Source organism: Pseudomonas sp. RP-B7 (assembly GCF_059803535.1).
This window is the reverse complement of the sequence record NZ_JAPFHC010000009.1, coordinates 143,159-160,057: the sequence shown is the minus strand read 5'-3', so window position 1 is coordinate 160,057 and position 16,899 is coordinate 143,159. Positions and strand designations below refer to the sequence as shown.

Below are 16,899 nucleotides of genomic sequence, written 5' to 3'. Positions count from 1 at the left end.
CTTATTGAACGGCTTTGCGCGGCAGCGACGGATCGGCCGGCAAGGAAAAAGAACGCAGATCGATCGTCGGCGCACTGTCGGCGCCCAGGCGATGATCCAGAATCAACAGCTTGGCGTGGGCCAGGCCCTGGCTCAGTTGGCCGAGGTACTGTTCCAGCACAAAGGCTTTGCCCGCGCTGGCGTAGGCCTTTTGTTCGGCGGCGAAACGCAGGTCGGCCGCTTGGGCACCGGCATTCACTTCGCGCGCGGTGGCCGTGGCCTGGTCACGGGCGCTGCTGGCTTGCAGCAGGGCCAGGTTGGTTTGTTCGCTGGCGGCGCCGCGTTCACGGGAGATCAGCGCCTGTGCGCCGATCTGCGCAGCTTGCACGCCGTGATAGGCATTAGCGGCGCCGGCCGGTGGGTGGATCGCTTCCACCACCGTGGCGAGGATTTCCACGCCGCTGTCGAGGTGATGCAGATCGGCCTGCACGGCGCGGCCGATCTCGTCGGCGAGGCTGGTGCGTTGCTCGCCGAGCAATTCGTCAAGGGTGCGCGAGGCAAAGTCGTGGACCAGGATGCGGCTGGCGGTGCTGCGGATCAGGGTCGGCACATCCGCGCTGTTGTAGGTGGCGGCCAGCGCGGCGTGGTCGTTGAGGCCGATGCGGTAGACGAAACGCACGTCCATGTTGACGATCTGGAAGCCCTGCTTGTCGCCGCTGCTGCTGGCGATGACCTGGGATTTGTCATTCACGTGGCTGGCGTCCCACAGGCGGTTGGCGATCAGCGGCGCCGGGCCTTCAGCGGCGGCCAGCTCCGGGGCGGCGGCCTCACTGACGCTGGTGGCGAGTTCATGCACCACGCCGTTTTCCACAGTGATCACGCGGCCCAGCGGCCAGGGCAGACCGGCATGCAGGCCAGGGCCGAACACCTCCACCGGCTTGCCGAAGCGCTCATAAATCCCGCGACCTTGCAGGGGCACTTCGTGCACACCAGTAAGCGCCCAGCCTACCGCCAGCACCACCAGCAACACCGGCAGAAATGCGCGGCGGATGTAGGTAAACGCCCAGATCTGACGCAGGTCGATGCCGAAGCGGTTGTGCAATTCGTGCTGCAAGGCGAGCAAGGGTTGTGGCGGCCAGCGCAGCAGCCCGGCGATAACGCTTTGCGCCATCAGCCGCGGTTCGAGGCGTGGTTGGCGCGGACTGAACAGCGAAAGGATGGCCCTGAGCAGAAACTCGATGGCGACCAGCGCGGGTAGCCCGCCGATCAGCACCGCAAGCCGCAACGGCCAGACCGCTTCGGCACTAGCGAACAGCAGGCAAATTCCACTGAGCACCAGGCAGATAATCGCCACCCGGCTCAACTGCGCCAGCTGCGCGGCTTCCGGCCATTGCACGGCGGTTTCCTGGGCGAGGCGGCGTTCGAACACCAGCAGGCCAAACGCCAGGGCCAGTGCCAACGCGGCACCGATGCTGGCGGATTGACCGACTGCTGCAGCGGGCAGGGCCAGGTTCCAGAACTCGACGACACTGACCAGTGCCAGCAGCGACCAACCGCCGAGCCACACCACCGGCGTACCGATCTGCTGGGCGAAGCGCTCGGTGAAGCGGGCGTAGCGGCTGGTGTCCTCAACCGGCACGTGCACCGCAGGTTCTTCCAGCGCCTGGGCGCGCCAATCGGCCACCCACCACGCCGACTGCAAACCGGCCACCAGCAACAGCAACGCCGACGCACAGTTGATCAACACCACCGGCCAGATCGACAGCGGCGCGAACAGCGCGACGAACAGCGCCAGTACCCACCCGCACAGTGCCACAGCCGTCAGGCTGATCCCGGCCTGGCGCAATCGACGGGCATGGAACAGCCCCTGCTGAAAACGCGGCAGGCCTTCCACCGAAGCGCCGTCAGCCTCTAGATCCACTTGCATCCACTTACGTCCGCTTGCACACAATTGGTTACGATATAACACGGGGCGTGAAATTTTTGTCCGGTGAATGTCGCTTTCAAACCCAACCACCGATTCCCTGTGGGAGCTGGCTTGCCTGCGATGCTGACAACAAGGTCTTCCAGCAAAACCGAGGTAATTCAATCGCAGGCAAGCCAGCTCCCACATTGATCGTTTCCACTTCTATACCTCGTTGTGCTCGGGAGCGTGACTAAACCCCCATAAACACGCGCCATCACTGGTACAGGCCAGGATTAAGCGGCACACTCCAAGCCAGTTTTTCGCGGGTCCACGGACAAGGAAGCGTCACCTCCCATGATTTCGATCTATCAGCTCAAACCGCGTTTTCAAAACCTGCTGCGCCCCCTCGTGCAGCGCCTCTACGACAACGGCACCACCGCCAACCAGATCACCGTGCTGGCCGGCGTGGTTTCCCTGCTGGTCGGCCTGCTGATCGCCAGCTTCGCCCAACACCTGTGGCTGTTTGCGCTGATCCCGCTGTGGATGATCCTGCGCATGGCCCTCAACGCCATCGACGGCATGCTCGCCCGGGAATTCGGCCAGCAGTCGCGCCTGGGCGCCTACCTCAATGAGTTGTGCGACGTGATTGCCGACAGCGCGCTGATCCTGCCGTTTGCATTGATCCCCGGCGTGAGCCTGGCGCCGGTGCTGCTGGTGGCGTTGCTGGCGGTGTTCAGCGAATACGCCGGGGTGCTCGGGCCGATGGTGGGCGCATCGCGGCGCTACGACGGGCCGATGGGCAAGAGCGATCGGGCGTTTGTGCTCGGCGTGCTGGCCACTGGTGTAGCGCTGGGTTGGCTCGGCGCCAGCTGGGTGGATGGGGTGATGTGGCTGGTCGCCGCCCTGCTTGCCTACACCCTGGTCAACCGGGTGCGCCAGGGCCTCAAAGAACAACAAGACTCCCCTTCTGCATAAGGATTTTGCGATGCGCGAACAACAAGCACACACCTTCAGTACCCACGATGGCGTCGAGCTGTTCTACCGGCACTGGCCGGCCACCGCGGGCGACGGGCCACGCAAGGCCATCGTGTTGTTCCATCGCGGCCATGAGCATTCGGGGCGCATCGCCCATCTGGTCGATGAACTGGACCTGCCACACTTCGACTTCTTCGCCTGGGATGCCCGTGGCCACGGCCAGTCTCCCGGCGAACGCGGCGACAGCCCCAGCTTCGCCACCAGCGCCCGCGACGTGCAAACCTTCTGCGACCACATCGGCGCCACCTATGGCATCGAAGAAGAGAACTTCGCCGTCATCGCCCAAAGCGTCGGCGCGGTGATCGCGGCCACCTGGGTGCATGACTACGCGCCAAAGATCCGCGCGCTGGTGCTCGCCTCGCCGGCGTTCAAGGTCAAGCTCTACGTGCCGTTCGCCCGGCCAGGCCTGGCGCTGATGCGCAAGTTTCGCGGCAACTTTTTCGTCAACAGCTACGTCAAGGCCAAGTTCCTCAGCCATGACCCCGAGCGCGTGGCGTCCTACGACAGCGACCCGCTGATCACCAAGGCGATCTCGGTCAATGTGCTGCTCGGCCTGTACGAAGCGGCCGACCGGGTTGTGGCCGATGCCCAGGCGATCCAGGTGCCGACCCAATTACTGGTGTCCGGCTCGGACTTCGTGGTGCACCGCAAACCCCAGCAGCAATTTTTCGACCGCCTTGGCAGCCTGAAAAAAGAGCTGCACATCCTCCCCGGTTTCTTCCACGACACCCTCGGCGAGCGCGACCGCGCCACCGCCGTTAGCAGCGCCAAGCGCTTTATCCTGCAGAACTTCGAACACCCGCTGGACCGCGCCTCGCTGCTCGACGCCGACAAGATCGGCGCCACCTGCGCCGAATCCGAAGCCCTCGCCGCGCCGTTACCGCGCAACTCCCTGCGCGACCTGTACTGGCGCCTGACCCGCGCCAGCATGGGCCTGGGCAAGAACCTGTCGGACGGGGTCAAGCTGGGCTTCGACACCGGTTTCGACTCCGGCAGCACCCTGGACTACGTGTACCGCAACAAGCCCACCGGCAAGGGCGGGCTGGGGCGGATGATCGATACCAACTACCTCAACTCCATCGGCTGGCGCGGCATCCGCCAGCGCAAGCTGAACGTCGAGGAACTGCTGCGCCTGGCCATGGCCAAGTTGCGTGCCGATGATCGCGAAGTACGCATCGTCGACATCGCCGCCGGCCACGGTCGCTACATTCTGGAAGCCTTGCAGGGCGTTTCGCCGCTGCCGGAGTCGATCCTGCTGCGCGACTACAGCGACATCAATGTGCGTGACGGTGGCGCGCTGATTCGCGAGAAGGGCCTGGGCGACATTGCCCAATTCGTCAAAGGCGATGCATTTGACCGTACGGATCTGGCCGCGCTGGCGCCCAAGCCGACGCTGGCGGTGGTATCCGGGCTGTACGAATTGTTTGCCGACAACGCCATGGTCGGCGGCTCGCTGGCCGGGCTGGCTGAAGCGGTAGAGCCCGGCGGTTATCTGGTCTACACCGGCCAGCCATGGCACCCGCAACTGGAGCTGATCGCCCGTGCGCTGACCAGCCACCGCCAGGGCCAGGCCTGGGTAATGCGCCGGCGCAGCCAGGCGGAGATGGATCAACTGGTCGAGGCGGCGGGCTTTCGCAAGATCACCCAGCGGGTGGACGAATGGGGCATTTTCACCGTGTCCGTGGCACAGAAGATCTGAACATGCGCGAACCCGGTCTGCTCAAGCCCGCCGTCCTCTGGCTGCTGCTGTTGGCGCCGCTGTTTTTCAGCACCTACGGCTTCGCCACCTGGGTCACCAGCCAGCGCAGCGACGTCGGCACGCTGGTGTTCGACTGGGAAACCCACATGCCCTTCCTGGCGTGGACCATCGTGCCCTACTGGTCCATCGACCTGCTTTACGGGTTCTCCCTGTTGCTGCCCAACAGCCGGCATGAACTGAAGCAACATGCGCTGCGGCTGTTGAGTGCGCAGGTGATTGCCGTGAGTTGCTTCCTGATCTGGCCGCTGCGTTTCACCTTCGAGCGACCCGAACTGGATGGCGTGTTCGGCTGGCTGTTTGCCGTGCTGGCCGGGTTCGACAAACCGTTCAACCAGGCGCCGTCGCTGCACATCGCGCTGCTGGTGATCCTGTGGGTCATGTACCAGCGCCACACCCAGGGTGTCTGGCGCTGGCTGGTACACGGCTGGTTCGCGTTGATCGGTATTTCGGTGCTGACCACTTATCAACATCACTTTATCGACTTACCCACAGGCGCCCTCGCCGGCTGGATCTGCGTGTGGCTATGGCCGGTGGAACATCCGAGCCCGCTGCTGAATGCGCGGCTGACGCGGGACCCCAAGCGCTGGCGGCTGGGCGTGCGTTACGGCCTGGGCGCGTTGCTGCTGGCGGTGCTTGCGTTGGCCCTGGGCGGCGGCTGGCTGTGGCTACTGTGGCCGGCGGTGTCCCTGGCCTTGATCAAGGCGAACTACTTCGTGCTGGGCGCCGCAGGCTTCCAGAAGCGCGCCGATGGTCGACTGACACCGGCCGCGCGCTGGCTGTATGCGCCTTACCTGGCGGCGGCGTGGATCAACTCGCGCCTGTGGACACGCAAACATCCACAACCGGACCGGATTGTGGATAACGTCTGGCTCGGGCGCATTCCCACGACCCGCGAGCAGGAGCCCTTCAAGGCCATCGTCGATCTCTGCGCCGAATTGCCGATTAATCCACAGGGCCGTGCCTATCAGGCCATCCCCGTGCTGGACCTGATCGCCCCGACGCCCGCCGAATGCCTGCTCGCCGCCGAGGCCATCGAACGCCTGCGCGCCAGTGGCCCGCTGCTGGTGTGTTGCGCCCTGGGCTATTCGCGCAGCGCGACGGCGGTTGCCGCGTGGCTGCTGCACAGCGGGCGGGCCACGACGGTGGAGGATGCGCTGACTATTATTCGTACAGCGCGGGCCGATGTGGTCCTGCACCCCGCTCACCGTGAAGCTTTGGAGGGTTTGCCCCATGCCCGCTGATATGGAACTCCAGGTCGTCGCCAGCCTGCTGCGCCGCGGCCGTTCGCTGGATCAGTTATCCACAGGCCTGACCCTGCTCGGCGTGTTGTTCGGCCTGGCCCAACTGCTGATGGCCAGCATTACGCCGATCTGCCTGCTGCTCAGCCTGTGGATGATTATCCTTGGGCTGCTGCAAAAGTACTGGGCGCTGCGCGTGGCCTTCGATGCCGACCTGTTCGCCCTGCTCGCCCGCGACACCGAACGCACCGCCGACCTCGACCTGGCCCTGCAAACCCTTGGCCTGCAAGCGCCCAAACGCGCCGGCCGGCCCTGGACCGAACGCCGTCGCGGCGCTCTCAAACTGCTGCGCAAACAAGCCTGGTTGCTGGGTGCACAAACACTGCTGACCCTGGGCGCGATCCTCGCCAGCCCCTGGCTGCCTTTCGCCGGATAAGGAATTCCCATGTTCGAACCCGTGGTCGCCACGCTGATTACCTCCATGGCCCGCACCGTTACCGGCGCCCGCAGCCTGTGGCTGGGCTGCGCACCTGTGCCGGTGCAACGCATCTACTTCGCCAACCACAGCAGCCACGGCGACTTCGTGCTGCTGTGGGCCTCATTGCCGCAAAACCTGCGCAAATTCACGCGCCCGGTGGCCGGTAGCGATTACTGGAGCAAAAGCGCCTTGCGCCGCTACATCATCAACCGTGTGTTCAACGGCGTGCTGATCGACCGCGAGCGCAAGGACCCTGTGGATAACCCGTTGCAGCCCATGTTGGCCGCATTGGAAGGCGGCGACTCGCTGATCCTGTTTCCCGAAGGCACGCGCAATCTGGAAGACGGCCTGTTGCCGTTCAAAAGCGGCTTGTATCACTTGGCAAAAAGTTACCCACAGGCCGAACTGGTGCCTGTGTGGATAGCCAACCTCAACCGGGTCATGCCCAAGGGTCGCGTGTTGCCGCTGCCCCTGCTGTGCACCACCAGCTTCGGCACGCCGTTGCATTTGGAAGAAGGCGAAGACAAGACCGCGTTCCTCGCCCGCACCCGTGACGCCCTGCTCGCCCTAGCCCCGGAGCATTCCTGATATGCATAGCCAGACCATAATGCTGTTCGGCGGCATCGGCGCGATCCTGGTGCTCGCCTCGCTGATCGGCCTGATCCTCAAGCTGCGCACCCGTGGCACGCCCAACGCGGTGATCGACAACCTCAACGCACGCATCAACGCCTGGTGGGTGATGGTGGTGGTCATCGGCATCGCCTTCTGGCTCGGCACCGGGGCGGTGATCCTGCTGTTCTACGCGGTGTCGTTCTACGCCCTGCGCGAATTCCTCACCCTCACCCCCACCCGCCGCAGCGACTACCCGGCGCTGGTGGCCGCGTTCTACCTGGCGCTGCCGCTGCAATACCTGCTGATCTACTCGGACTGGTACGGGCTGTTCTCGATCTTCATCCCGGTGTACGTGTTCCTGCTGCTGCCGATCCTCGCCTCCCTCGGCGGCGACAGCACACACTTTTTGGAACGGGCGTCGAAGGTGCAATGGGGCCTGATGATCGCCGTGTTCTGCGTGTCGTTCGTGCCGGCCCTGCTGACCCTCGACATTCCCGGCTACGAGGGCCGCAACCTGCTGCTGATCGCCTACCTGGTGATCGTGGTGCAACTGTCGGACGTGCTCCAGTACGTGTGTGGGAAGTTGTTCGGCAAACACAAGATCGCGCCCAACCTGTCGCCCTCCAAAACCGTGGAAGGCTTTGTCGGCGGGATCTTGCTGTCCTCCCTGATCGGCGCAGCCCTGTGGTGGACCACGCCGTTCAACCCATGGCAGTCGTTCCTGATCGCGCTGTTGATCAACCTGCTGGGGTTTGCTGGCGGCATCGTGATGTCGGCGATCAAGCGCGACCGGGGCGTGAAGGATTGGGGGCACATGATCGAGGGGCATGGAGGGATGCTGGATCGCTTGGACTCGGTGTGTTTCGCCGCGCCGATTTTCTTTCACCTGGTGCGGTTCTGGTGGACCTGAGTCCACCATTCTCCAGCCATCCAAAAATCAAAAATGTGGGAGCGGGCTTGCTCGCGAAGACGGTGTTTCAGCCACTTGATAGGTTGGCTGACACACCGTCTTCGCGAGCAAGCCCGCTCCCACATAGGCTTTGCGGTGACACCTAAAAACTTGTATGCCTACAGGCTTACAAGGGTCGGTAATTTGTAAGCCTATAGGCTTACAAATCGTGCCAAACCCCGTCAGCAAACCTGCGTGCATTTGTTCTGCGGCAAAGTCTGAAACAAGCACTCCTACCACTCGCGTCCCTTTCTTTCGCAGGACATTTCCGAGAGAATCCCATCCGCTTGTGCCCTGCCTTTTCGGTAGCTAGTCTGCGTTCGTCACTGCCCATTCAGTGACCGGGTTTAGCAGCTCGAATGTTCAACATTGGGCGCACAAGCGCCATCTCAAGCATGGCGTTTTTTTCTGCCAACGCTTTATGGTGGCTGTGCGCAGGGCACCTTCGGGTGCGTCGGATTCCCAATGTTCCGGCCTGCTAACCTGCGTACAGCTGCCACCCATTGTTTAGCAGCGATGGCTGTCAGCTCCAATTTTCTACATTGGAGTTAACGCAATGAGCAAAGTAAGGCCCGACCCACCCCATCCCTTTTTCATCACCCATCCCGAACTCAGCTTCGAAGACGCCCTGGCTTACGCCTCAGACCTGCTCCAGTGCGCTGAAGCATTAGGTGACTCACCCAAAGCCGCCAGCTATCTGGCGAAAATGGCCAAAGTCATGGTGGATCGCTCGCTGGAATGTATGACCCCTTCGTAACATTCCCTCGCCACAAATAGTGCGGCGTATCGGTGTCATCTTTTGTATCAAAGACACTGTAAGATACGCCGCACTTAGCCAGGGATGCTCACCATGTTCGACTCGTTCAAAACGATCTGTCGCCGTTTGTACGGTGCATTAACGACTGTGGTGGGTGCCCTGTTCGGCCAATGGAGCCCGCCGCTCTGGCTGCGCGCCATCGGTGATGGCGTGCTGGCGCTCGGTCAGAAGGCCCGCGCTTATCCGCGCCAGGCCGGGGCCGGCGTGTTGGGCCTGGTGCTGCTGGGCGCCGCCGGGTTCTACGGCTGGCAGTGGTATTCCCACCTGCCCAAGCCCCACACCGTGGGGTATTCGCTGCACAAGCCCAACCTCACCGATTACACCCAGCCAACGCCGGTTGTGGATAACTTGCAGGTGCGTTTCGCCGAGTCCGTGGCCCCACTGGCGGCGATTGGCAAGCCGGTGAGCGAAGGCATCACCCTCAAGCCGAGCGTGGCGGGTACGTGGCGCTGGTCCGATGACCGCACCTTGCTGTTCGTGCCGGAGAAAGACTGGCCGATCGACGCCGGTTACACCCTGGACCTGGCGAAGAAAAACCTGCTGGCCGACGGCGTACTGCTCGACCAATACAGTGCCCAGTTCTCCACCCAACCGTTCCGCGCCACCCTGGCGCAAAACGAGCTGTACCAGGACCCGTCCAATCCAACGCTGAAACAGCTAGTAGCGACCTTCCACTTTTCCCACCCAGTGGATGAAGACAGCCTACGCAAACGCGTGACAGTGACCCTTGGCAAAGGCCTGGCCTACCGCGACGCCCAGTTGCCCAATCGGCCGGAAGTGACGTTCGACGAGAAAAAACTCAACGCCTACGTGCGCTCCGCCGCCCTGGCTACACCGCTGGAAAGTACCCCGGTCAGCGCCAAGCTCGACGAAGGCCTCAAGGCCCGCGACGGCGGCAACGCCAGCACCGCGCCGCTGGTGGCGCAAGTCACTGTGCCCGGGCGTTATCGCCTGACATTCACTGGCGCCGAAGTCAGCTTTGTCGACAACCAGCGCGGCGAACCCGAGCCGGTGCTGATGTTCAGCAGCTCCAGCGCCGTAGCCGATGACACCATCGCCGGTAAGGTGCAGGCCTGGCTGCTGCCGGAAAAAGCCGAGGACGATACGCGCCCCTACAACAGCAACGACATCGACGATGCCCTGCTCGCCCGCAGCACCAAGGTCAACCTGACCCACGTGCCCAGCGTCGAACCGTTGAACACCCTGCATGCCTTCAAGTTCAAGGCCCCGGCCGGCCGGGCTATCTATGTGCGCGTGCCCGCCAACCTGGAAGCCATCGGCGGTTATCTGGCGAAGAATCCTACGGCGTCGCTGATCAGCATGCCGGCGTACCCGCGCACGTTGCAGTTCCTGTCTGACGGCGCCCTGCTCAGCCTCAACGGCGAAAAACGCCTGGGCTTCATGGCCCGTGGCGTGCCCGGCGCCCATGTGGAAATTGCCCGCCTGCTGCCCAACCAATTGCAGCATCTGGTGGACCAGAGCAGCGGTAGCTTTGCCCGGCCGAATTTCGGCAACGAGTACTTCGACCGCATGGTGGAACGTCAGACGCTGGACATTCCACTGTCGTCCAATGACCCGGCGAAAACCGTCTACGACAACGTCGACCTCAGCCACTACCTCACCGCCAACGGCGGCCGTCGTGGCATTTTTGTACTCAAGCTCAGCCCCCAGGACGAGCCGGTCGAGCGCACCTTCGAGTACGACCGCAGCAGCACCAGCGACCTGCGCTTTATCGTAGTGACCGACCTGGGCATCATCGCCAAGCGCTCCAGCGATGGCAGCCACGATGTGTACGTACAGTCCATCGGCAACGGTTCGCCGGTGGCCGACGCACAGGTCGACATCATCGGCCGCAACGGCTTGCCCGTGAGCAGCGGGCACACCGATGGCGAAGGCCACGCGCATTTCGCCAAGCTGGATGAATTGCGCCGTGAGAAAACGCCGCTGATGTATGTCGTCACTCGCGGCAATGACCAATCCTTCCTGCCGATTGCCCGTCAGTCCCAGCAACTGGATTTGTCGCGCTTCGATGTAGGCGGTTTGGAAGAAGACGGTGCGGTTGATCGCCTCAGCGCCTACCTGTTTACCGACCGCGGCCTGTACCGCCCTGGCGAGACCGCGCACCTGGGCATGATCGTGCGCAGCGGCAACTGGAAAGGTGCCCTGCAAGGCCTGCCGGTAGAGCTGCAAATCACCGACCCACGCGGCCTGGAAGTGATTCGCCAGCCGCTGAAGCTGTCCGCCAGTGGTTTTGAAACCTTTGATTTCCCCAGCAGCGAAGTCGCCCCCGCCGGGGACTACACCGCGACCTTGCAGTTGATTGGCCAGAAACAGACTCGCACCGACCTGGGCAGCGTCAGCTTCAAGGTCCGCGACTTTGAACCGGACCGCATGAAAGTCAGCCTGAGCCTGCATGACACTCCCGTGCAGGGCTGGATTCCACCCGACCAAGTGGTCGCCAAAGTCACCGCGATGCACCTGTTCGGCGCCCCGGCGGCCGGGCGTCGGGTGACCGCGAAAATGTCCCTGAGCCCAACGCTCGCGGCATTCGAGCGCTATCCCGATTACCGCTTCCGCCTCAACGACTCCCTGGAAGACGCCAGCACCGAAGACCTCGCCGAAACCACCGTGGATGACAACGGCCAGGCTCTGCTCGACCTCAACCTGCAACGCTTCGCCAACAGCACCTATCGCCTGCAGGTCATGACCCAGGTGTTCGAAGCCGAAGGCGGGCGCAACGTGGCGGCGCAAAGTGCCTTGTTGGTGTCGTCTGCGCCTTACCTTGTGGGTGTGAAAAGTCAGGACTCGCTGTCGTACGTCGCCAAGGATGCGCCACGCGAGGTGCAATGGCTGGCCGTGGCGCCGGACCTTTCGCCGCTGGCAGTGGAGGGCCTGACCAGCGAAGTGGTCGAGCACCGCTATGTGTCGGTGCTGGTGAAACAGTCCAACGGCACCTACAAGTACGAGTCGCGCATCAAGAACATCAGCCAGCCGGCATCCAAGCTGGTGATGACCCAGGACGGCGCCAGGCAGAGCCTCAACACCGGCACGCCGGGTGATTACACCCTGCAACTGAAAGACGCCAACGGCAACCTGCTCAACCAGATCGACTACAGCGTGGCCGGGCGCGGCAACACCTCGCGCTCCCTGGAGCGCAACGCCGAACTGCAACTGCGCCTGGATAAACGCAGCTACGCCACCGGCGACGAGATCGCCATCAGTATCCGCGCGCCGTACACCGGGGCCGGCTTGATTACCATCGAACGGGACAAGGTCTATACCCAGCAGTGGTTCAAGGCTGACAGCACCAACAGCGTGCAACATATCCGCGTGCCTGCGGGGCTTGAAGGCAATGCCTACGTCAACGTGCAGTTTGTGCGGGACATGGGCTCGGCCGAGGTGTACATGAGCCCGCTGTCCTACGGCGTGGTGCCCTTCAGTATCAACCTGGACGCGCGACGCATGGCGCTGAAAGTCGAGGGCCCGGCGAAGGTCGAGCCGGGGCAAATGCTCGACATCAAGGTCAACGCCGACCGCCCGGGCCGCGCCGTGGTGTATGCGGTAGACGAAGGCATCCTGCAAGTGGCGCGCTACCAGACGCCGGACCCGTTGGGTTTCTTCTTCCAGAAGCGCGCGCTGGAAGTCGGCACCAGTCAGATCCTTGACCTGATCCTGCCGGAATTCAGCCGCCTGCTCAGTGGGGCAGCGCCCGGTGGCGATACGGAAGGCGCCCTGGCCAATCACCTCAACCCGTTCAAGCGTAAACATCAGCCGCCCGTGGCGTGGTGGTCCGGGTTGGTGGACCTGCCGGCCGGTGAGACTGTGCTGCATTACCAGGTGCCGGACAGTTTCAACGGCAAGCTGCACCTCTTCGCGGTGGCGGTGGACAGCGACAGCGTGGGTGTCAGTGAGGCCAATACCGAGGTGCGTGGGCCGATCGTGATCACACCGAACGTGCCGGCCTTCGTGGCGCCTGGGGATATGTTCAATGTCAGCGCCGGGGTGTTCAGCAACCTCGACGCCGCGGCCGACGTGAAGTTTGAGGTGCAAACCAGCGACGGCCTCAAGGTGCAGGGCGACAAGGGCAGCACCTTGGCCCTGCAACCGCGCAAGGAAGGCACCGCCGAGTTCAAGATCAAGGTCGGTGAAACCCTGGGTTCGGCCGACCTGCGCTTTGTCGCGGTACTGCCGGATGGCAAGCGTATCCAGGTGGCGGAAACCACTTCGATCCGCCCCCTGAGTGAGCACCGCGTGGCCTTGAGCCTGGGCCGCTTCGACAGCGCCAGCAAAGAGCTCAAGCCAACCCGCGAGCTGTTCAGCCAACTGCGCGACGTGCAACTGGGCGTCGCCGCCTCGCCGCTGGTGTGGGCCAACGGTCTCAAGCATTACCTGGATGACTACGGCTACGCCTGCACCGAGCAATTGGTGTCCAAGGCCATGCCCGCGCTGATCTGGGGTGGCAACGCCCCTGAAGCCGAGCAGGCCTTCAGCAGCGCGGTGCGCATGTTGCGCCAACGCCAGAACCAGGCCGGCGGCTTTGGTTTGTGGGCGGCCAACCCGGATGTGGCGCCGTACGCCAGCCTGTATGCCACCGACTTCCTGATCGAAGCCAAGGAGCGTGGGTTGCCGGTGCCGGAAGACCTGCTGGTGCGCTCGAACGCGTATCTGACAGACCTCGCCAACGGTCCTAGCGAAGGCCTGTCGGAATTGCGCAACCGTGCCTACGCCAGTTACCTACTGAGCCGTCAGGGGATTCTGGTGAGCGGTGCCTTGAGTGACATCCGCGAGCGCTACGAGAGCTACTTCAAGGACAGCTGGCAGAACGACCTCGGCGCCGCTTACCTGGCCGCCAGCTACAAGTTGCTCAAGCAGGATCGCCAGGCCGATACGTTGTTCCGCAAGATCCCTTGGCGCGCCCTTGTGGATAAGTGGACCAGCGACGGTATGTACTACGACCCGCTGGTGCACGACGCCGAACACTTGCACCTGCTGGCGCGGCATTTCCCGGAGCTGATGGACGACGTGCCAACGGCGCTGCTGGATAAACTCGGCAAGCGCTTGAACGAGCAGCGCTACAACTCGCTGTCGGCGGCACTGTTGCTGCGGGCCTTGGATAACTACGGCCAGCGTGCGCAAAGCGACATGACGCTCAAGGCCACGGCCTGGTTGGGCGACAAGCAACAACAGTTGCTGGAAATGGCCGGCCAGCCGCCGCGCGCCGCCGTTCCCGGGGCCACGCAAAAACTGGTCATGGAAAAATCCGACGGCCCGGCGGCCTTCTACATGCTCAGCGAAGCCGGTTTCGACAAGGGCGCCAAGCTCAAGCCGATCAACAACGGCCTGGAGATCATCCACGAGTACCTCGACCTCAAGGGCGAACCGGTGAGCAAGGTCGCAGTGGGCGATGAGTTCCTGGTGCGCTTGCGTCTGCGCGCCACCGATCGCGACCAGGTGCAGCAAGTGGCGGTGGTCGACCTGCTGCCGGGTGGCGTCGAGCCTGTGTATAACTTGCCGCCTGAGCCGGAAGCGGCCAACAGCGAAGAGAGTGAGGGCGAAGAGTCCGAGTATGTGGAAGAAGACAGCCAGGAAGCAGAAGCCTGGCAAGCGCCCATCGGCGAAACCGAGCTGAGCAACTGGCAGCCGGACTACGTGGATGTACGCGATGATCGAGTGGTGTTGTACGGCACTGCACTGCGCGATGTAGGCACCTTCGTGTACCGCGTGCGCGCCACCAATGCCGGTACGTTCAATACGCCACCGGCCTACGCCGAAGGCATGTACGAAACCACCCTGCAAGGGCGCGGCAAAGTAGGCCAGCTTGAAATTACCAAGCCTTAAACGCCTGGCGCCGCCGCTGCTGCTAGCGGCGGTGGTGCTGGCGGGGCTGCGCCTGTGGCCCCATGCCCCGCTGGAACAGGCCGTGACCTCGTCACGGCTGGTGCTGGCCGACGACGGCTCGCTGCTGCGCATGACCTTGGCGGACGACGGCCAATACCGCTTATGGCTACCGCTGGAGTGGATGTCTCCTTCACTGGTCGAAGCCTTGCTGCTCAAGGAAGACCGCAATTTCTACTGGCACCCGGGGATCAACCCGCCGGCCTTGCTGCGTGCGGCCATGGCCACCTACAGCGGTGGCCAGCGCCAGGGCGGTTCAACGTTGAGCATGCAACTGGCGCGGCGCCTGTGGGATCTGAACACCCGCCAGGTGCCCGGCAAGTTGCAGCAGATGGCCTTGGCGCTGTGGCTGGAGGCGCGCTACAGCAAACACGACATCCTGGAGGCCTACCTGAACCTGGCGCCGATGGGCGGCAATATCGAAGGCGCCGAGGCCGCGAGCCGCATCTACTTTGGCAAGGCAGCCGCACAATTGTCGTTGTCCGAAGCGCTGGCGCTGGCGGTGATTCCGCAACAGCCGGGGCGGCGCGCGCGTTTCGGGCCCTCGCTGCAAAATGCGCGGCTGCGCTTGATGGCCGACTGGCGCGAGACTTATCCACAAGACCCGCGTAACGACAGTTTGCTGGACTTGCCGCTGGAGGCGCGTAACCGCCAACAGATCCCGTTTCTAGCGCCGCATTTGAGTGAGCAACTGCTGGCGTCCCAGCCCGGCAATGAGCTGAACAGCACCCTCAACCTGCCGTTGCAGCAACTGCTCGAGCGTCTGATCAGCGGCTTTATCGCCGAACGACGCAGCACCGGCGTGGAGAACGCCACGGCGATCCTGATCGACAGCCGCGACCAGAGCGTCAAGGCGCTGGTGGGTTCGGCGGATTACTTATCCACAGGCATCCACGGTCAGGTCAACGGCGTGCTGTCGCGTCGCTCGCCGGGCTCCACGCTCAAGCCGTTTCTGTATGGATTGGCGTTGGACCAGGGGGTGATCCACCCCATGAGCATCCTCAAGGACTTGCCCAGTAACTTCGGCTACTTCCAGCCGGAAAATTTCGACGGCAGTTTTGTCGGCCCGCTGACGGCGCGCGATGCATTGATCCGTAGTCGCAATATCCCGGCAGTATGGCTGGCCAGCCAGGTGAAATCGCCGTCCTTGTATGGATTGCTGCAACGCGCCGGTATCAAGGGCCTGCGTGACGAAAGTCATTACGGCCTGGCTCTGGCCCTCGGCGGCGGCGAGATGACCCCGGAGGAGCTGGCGCGGCTGTACGTGATGCTGGCCGGTGACGGGCATTTGCGGCCGCTGCGTTATTTGCAGGAGCAGCCGCAATCCACCGGGGCGCAACTGCTCACGCCCCAGGCCGCGTTCATGGTGCGCGACATGCTGCGTCGTAACCCGCGCCCGGATGGCTTGCCCGGCCGCCATTGGCGCACCGCGTGGAAAACCGGCACCTCCTGGGGTTTTCACGATGCCTGGAGCGCCGGCCTGGTCGGCCCCTACGTGCTGGTGGTGTGGGTGGGCAACTTCGACGGCCGGCCGAACCCAGCGTTTATCGGCGCCAAGACCGCCGCGCCGCTGTTCTTCCGCATCGCCGACGCCCTGCCCCTGGCGTTGCCCAACGTGGTGATCAAACCCGACAAGCCGCCCGCCGGGCTGGTACGCATCGACGTCTGCGCCGCCTCCGGCGATTTGCCCAACCGCTGGTGCCCGCAAACCCGCAAGACCTGGTATCTGCCCGGCGTGTCGCCGATTCGCGTGTCGAACCTGCATCGCCCGGTGCTGATCGACACACGCACCGGCAAGGCCGCGTGCCCGCCCTTCGAGGCGCAGTACACCCGTGAAGAAGTCTTCGAATTCTGGCCCAGCGACATACAGCGCCTGTACCGCGCCGCCGGCCTGCCCCGGCGAACGCCGCCCAGCGTGATGAAAAACTGCCAACCCAACCGCATCAGCGACCAAAGCGAAGCGCCGCAGATCCGCTCACCGCTGACCCAAGTGAGCTATCAACTGCGCCTGTCGCAACCCCAGGAAAGCATCCCGCTGAATGCCAACGCGGCCAGCGATGCTGCGACGCTGTACTGGTTCGCCGATCAAACCTTGATCGGCCAGGGCCCGCCGCAGACCACACTGAACTGGCGACCGGGCAAGTCGGGAGAGTATCGGCTGCGGGTCAGCGATGATCAGGGGCGCAGTGCGAGCCGGGGGTTGCGGGTGGAGTTTGTGCCGTGATCTGCGG

10 protein-coding genes are annotated in these 16,899 nt (G+C 63.5%); 9 read left to right on the top strand and 1 reads right to left on the bottom strand.

Annotation, left to right across the window (positions count from 1 at the left end):
* Window position 1 precedes the first annotated feature (1 nt).
* Window positions 2-1,906, bottom strand: coding sequence for a protease modulator HflK (gene hflK, locus OPU96_RS11375; RefSeq protein ID WP_498559089.1), 1,905 nt, complete (start codon window positions 1,904-1,906; stop codon window positions 2-4).
* Window positions 1,907-2,239: 333 nt separating this feature from the next.
* Here hflK and OPU96_RS11370 point away from each other — a divergent pair, with 333 nt between their 5' ends.
* From OPU96_RS11370 to pbpC, 9 genes are all read left to right on the top strand, one after another.
* Entirely contained in the window at window positions 2,240-2,860 is a 621-nt protein-coding gene (locus OPU96_RS11370) for a CDP-alcohol phosphatidyltransferase family protein (RefSeq protein WP_192298111.1), read from the top strand.
* A gap of 10 nt (window positions 2,861-2,870) precedes the next feature.
* Entirely contained in the window at window positions 2,871-4,619 is a 1,749-nt protein-coding gene (locus OPU96_RS11365; protein WP_192298112.1) for a bifunctional alpha/beta hydrolase/class I SAM-dependent methyltransferase, read from the top strand.
* A 2-nt stretch (window positions 4,620-4,621) separates the two neighbouring features.
* Complete coding sequence (locus tag OPU96_RS11360; RefSeq protein ID WP_226454747.1) at window positions 4,622-5,920, top strand: phosphatase PAP2/dual specificity phosphatase family protein; 1,299 nt, start codon at window positions 4,622-4,624, stop codon at window positions 5,918-5,920.
* Complete coding sequence (locus tag OPU96_RS11355) at window positions 5,910-6,353, top strand: hypothetical protein (protein WP_226454748.1); 444 nt, start codon at window positions 5,910-5,912, stop codon at window positions 6,351-6,353. Before OPU96_RS11360 ends, OPU96_RS11355 begins: the two co-directional genes overlap by 11 nt.
* 9 nt (window positions 6,354-6,362) lie before the next feature.
* Window positions 6,363-6,983, top strand: a complete 621-nt coding sequence (locus tag OPU96_RS11350) for a lysophospholipid acyltransferase family protein (protein ID WP_226454749.1) — start codon at window positions 6,363-6,365, stop codon at window positions 6,981-6,983.
* Window position 6,984: 1 nt separating this feature from the next.
* Complete coding sequence (locus OPU96_RS11345) at window positions 6,985-7,917, top strand: phosphatidate cytidylyltransferase (RefSeq protein ID WP_192298116.1); 933 nt, start codon at window positions 6,985-6,987, stop codon at window positions 7,915-7,917.
* A gap of 595 nt (window positions 7,918-8,512) precedes the next feature.
* Window positions 8,513-8,713 (top strand): DUF3077 domain-containing protein, encoded by a 201-nt coding sequence (locus tag OPU96_RS11340; RefSeq protein WP_226454750.1) that lies wholly within the window; start codon window positions 8,513-8,515, stop codon window positions 8,711-8,713.
* Window positions 8,714-8,806: 93 nt separating this feature from the next.
* On the top strand, window positions 8,807-14,611 hold the full coding sequence (locus OPU96_RS11335; RefSeq protein WP_498559088.1) for an alpha-2-macroglobulin: 5,805 nt from the start codon (window positions 8,807-8,809) through the stop codon (window positions 14,609-14,611).
* Complete coding sequence (gene pbpC / locus OPU96_RS11330; protein WP_498559087.1) at window positions 14,592-16,892, top strand: penicillin-binding protein 1C; 2,301 nt, start codon at window positions 14,592-14,594, stop codon at window positions 16,890-16,892. The genes OPU96_RS11335 and pbpC overlap by 20 nt, the downstream gene beginning before the upstream one ends.
* Window positions 16,893-16,899 lie beyond the last annotated feature (7 nt).